Source organism: Flavonifractor sp. An91 (assembly GCF_002159225.1).
GTDB lineage: Bacteria > Bacillota > Clostridia > Oscillospirales > Oscillospiraceae > Flavonifractor > Flavonifractor avicola.
Genome location: NZ_NFHA01000077.1, coordinates 1 through 3393, shown reverse-complemented (window position 1 = coordinate 3393; position 3393 = coordinate 1). Strand labels below are relative to the sequence as shown.

The 3393-nt window shown below is 47.6% G+C and carries 4 protein-coding genes; 1 reads left to right on the top strand and 3 read right to left on the bottom strand.

Translation table 11 applies throughout. From position 1 onward, the window contains the following. Window positions 1–76: 76 nt before the first annotated feature. From B5G42_RS17385 to B5G42_RS17375, 3 genes are all read right to left on the bottom strand, one after another. Complete coding sequence (locus B5G42_RS17385; RefSeq protein ID WP_087273130.1) at window positions 77–976, bottom strand: ParB/RepB/Spo0J family partition protein; 900 nt, start codon at window positions 974–976, stop codon at window positions 77–79. Next, window positions 930–1757 (bottom strand): ParA family protein, encoded by an 828-nt coding sequence (locus tag B5G42_RS17380; protein ID WP_046433835.1) that lies wholly within the window; start codon window positions 1755–1757, stop codon window positions 930–932. Before B5G42_RS17380 ends, B5G42_RS17385 begins: the two co-directional genes overlap by 47 nt. A 128-nt stretch (window positions 1758–1885) precedes the next feature. Continuing rightward, window positions 1886–2065, bottom strand: a complete 180-nt coding sequence (locus tag B5G42_RS17375; protein ID WP_046433836.1) for a hypothetical protein — start codon at window positions 2063–2065, stop codon at window positions 1886–1888. Window positions 2066–2337: 272 nt separating this feature from the next. Here B5G42_RS17375 and B5G42_RS17370 point away from each other — a divergent pair, with 272 nt between their 5' ends. Then, window positions 2338–3297, top strand: a complete 960-nt coding sequence (locus B5G42_RS17370) for a M56 family metallopeptidase (protein ID WP_087273127.1) — start codon at window positions 2338–2340, stop codon at window positions 3295–3297. Window positions 3298–3393 lie beyond the last annotated feature (96 nt).

Sequence of the window (3393 nt, the reverse complement as noted above, 5' to 3'; positions counted from 1 at the left end):
CCACTTGTCCACCGTAGTAGTTGACAAGAGAATCAATGCTCGACTATCGCATAAAAATGCGCAGTTCATAATTTGATCACAGGGGGCCTTTTGCAAGAGTTTTATTTTGCCAAACACATTCTATCAGAAACCACATCTCTGTAAAATATAAGGGCAAGATTTTCAGAGAACAGGTGGTGAGCTTATGGATAAAAGAAATAACGATTTTGACTTTGATTTCACGTCGATAGGACAGGCAATCAAGAAAGCCCGTGAAAAAACAGGTATGACACGGGAGCAGCTTGCCCGTAGCGTCGTTGTAGCTCATAGCTTCAAGCAGGGTGTATTGCTGTTCCTCGGTCAGATAAGAGATTTCAACCGCAGGGCGGAAAGCAATCTGCCTGTCGTCAACCATTTGCAGGATTTCGGGTACAAGCTCGGTTAAGCGGATATAGCGGTGAATTTGTCTGCTACTATCTGCAACATCTTGACTCATCTTATCCACGCTAAACAACTTCTCGCCCACTGGTCGAGAAGTTAAATCAGTACGCTGACCTTGCCTGTTCATCGCTTCAAGCCGCATCTTATAGGCAAAGGCTTTCTCACTCGGCAGAATGACAGACCTTTGCAGGTTGCTCTCTACCATAACGATAATGGCTTCGTCACGGGTCAGCTCCTTGACCTCGCATTTCAGCGTTTCAAGCCCTGCAAGCTCGCAAGCCTTTTTACGCCTGTGACCGCTGATAAGCTCATACCGCCCGTCCTCTTTCAGACGGACAGTAGCGGGCGTCATTACGCCGTTTCTCTTCACACTCTCGACAAGCTGTTCCATATCCTCATTCATTAAAACTTTGAACGGGTGGTCTGGAAACTCATCAATTTCCGATATGGGAATATCCCGTATCTTGCTCAAACCTGCTTCCGCACGGCTCTCGTCCGTCTGGAACAGGTCATCGTAAGCGGTCAGCTCGATTTTGCTTTCTCTGTTTCTCGCCAAGCTCTGCCACCTCCTTCGAGAACTGCTCATAAGCTGCGGCTACCTTGCCGCTTTTGTCGTAGGCAAAAATACTCTTGCCCTCTGCGGTAGCTTCCACCGCACGGATGGAATGGGGTATCTCGGTATCAAAGACTTTGATTTTCTGTCCGTAGGCACTTTTCACGGTTGCCGTGATTTCTTTGGAAATGTTCGTGCGGGGCATTACCATCGTCATTAAAATACCGTCAATCCGCAGCTTTGGGTTTATCTGCCGCCTGACCATTGATACGGAGCGAAGCAACAGCTCTAAGCCTTTCGCAGAAAGATAGTGGGGCTGCATCGGGATAACCACGCTGTCAGCCGCCGCCAGAGCGTTGATGGTTATCATACCCAAGCTCGGCATACAGTCGATAAGCACATAGTCGTAATTCTTCTTGACCTCGTTCACATAGGTTTTCAGAACACGCTCACGGCTCATGGCGTTGATTAGCCTTACTTCAAAACCTGACAGCTCGATATTGGACGGGAGCAGGTCAACACCCTCGCCGTGGCGGATAATCCCCTGCGAAGCATCAAGGGGCTTATCGTCGATGATGTTCTGCATCACGGTAGAGAGCGTGACGGGTATATCGTCTGGGCGGTTATATCCCAGAGCCATCGTAAGATTTGCCTGTGCGTCTGCGTCAATCAGCAGCACCTTTTTGCCCTGCCTTGCAAGACCAACGCCCAGATTGACCGCCGTGGTTGTCTTGCCGACACCGCCTTTCTGGTTGGTTAAAGCAATCACTTTGCAATTTGACATAGATGTGTCCTCCTTCCTTATAGATTTAGCCACTTTGTCAGGGTGGCTATGTAACCGTACCAGAGAACGCAAAAAAGCCGCCTACTCTTAAAATTCAATAAGAATAAGCGGCTTCGTGGTAATCTGCCTTAGACATATTCAATTTTCATTCTCTTTACGGGGGCGTTCAGCACTCGGAAGATGAGTTCGTCCACGGGGTCGGTATATCTGCCTTGTTTGATAAGCTGATTTTTCAGCTCCACAAGGCTATGTAACAGCAGGCGTCTTTCTTCGCTATCCAGATACAGGTGGGTTTTCTTTTCTCTCATAGAGCATTGACCTCCTTATGGGCATATTATAAAATGAATTGTATTTATGCTCCATTGTGCAAATTGGCTTGTCCATTATGCGACATCTGGAACGGCGGCATAGAGGTTGATTGTGCGTTCACTTCCTCGCTGTACTACCGTTGGATGTTCGGAAAAGTCTATTTTATTGTTTTCTCCATACTTTACCACTTTGTCTGTGGTTGTAAGGGTATGTATCAGGAAGCCCGTGAATAAGGGATTTTCAGCCGATTTTGCAAAGTGGAACATTTCCGATGCTTCTGTGGGCACATGAGTTAGTGCATTTTAAGCACCATGACTTATGGCGTAAGCTCTTTGCAGTTATTCTCCAAACAGTTTATTGGTTCAACCCTGTTGTGCATCTCATGAAGCGAGAGTTAGATCGTTTGGCAGAAACATCTTGTGATGAGCAAGTTGTCTGTCAAATGAGTCCGGCAGAGCGCAAAAAATATGGGCATCTTCTGATTTCTTACACGACTGTATTTCGTATTCCCAGCAAATCATCTGGAATTGCCTTTGTCTCAACGAGAAAAAGGCTTGAAAGGAGACTATTAACCATGTTGAATTCCAACCAAAAATCCCGCAAGACCGTTGCTATTGCCTTGGCCTGTGCCCTGGGCGCCAGTTGTTTGGCGATGTCTGCGTTTGCGGCCGAACTGCCTTCTTCTATCGATGTGCCCAATGCTGAACTGATGGATGTCGCCGATGTGAAATTGGGCGATGCAGGCGACGCTCACATTGTTGAGTCTGCCAATGGTTTTATGGATCTGTCCACCATGAAGCTGTCCACTGAATCCAATGACGCTGCCAAGATGATTGAGTCCACCACTGGCTTTGCCGATTTGTCCCAGTTTAACCTCTCCACTGACACCGCAGACGGTATGGCATTCTATGAGGGTACTGTGACTGCGAAAGCTGGCGAAGCCGTGCCGTATGCTTCTGGCAGCCTTTCCAGCGGAAAGGGATATGCTTTTGATGCCCAGAATCTGGTCAAGGGTCAGAAAGTAACCATCAATGCAACCTGGACTCCCACCTCTTCTAAGGTCCAGATCGGACTCATCAACAACAAGACTGGCTACGGCCTCGTGAAAACTGTTACCAACGGGTCGGGGTCTGTGTCTTTCGAGATTACTGGTGACTCCAACTTCTCCATCTTTATCGGCAATGTGTCTCCCAGCAGCATTCGCTTTGATGTTTCCTATATTGTGAACTGACAATTTGCTCAGTAGCTGGTTTATGATGCCAAACAACTCAGTCCATTGAGCAAAAAGCAAGGCGGGGAAAGATCTTGAAGATCTCTCCCCGCCTTG

Bases quoted from the DNA above. Each gene is read 5' to 3' on its own strand.
- B5G42_RS17380 (WP_046433835.1), bottom strand. From the start codon at position 1,757: ATGTCAAATTGCAAAGTGATTGCTTTAACCAACCAGAAAGGCGGTGTC.
- B5G42_RS17370 (WP_087273127.1), top strand. From the start codon at position 2,338: ATGCTTCTGTGGGCACATGAGTTAGTGCATTTTAAGCACCATGACTTA.
- B5G42_RS17375 (WP_046433836.1), bottom strand. From the start codon at position 2,065: ATGAGAGAAAAGAAAACCCACCTGTATCTGGATAGCGAAGAAAGACGC.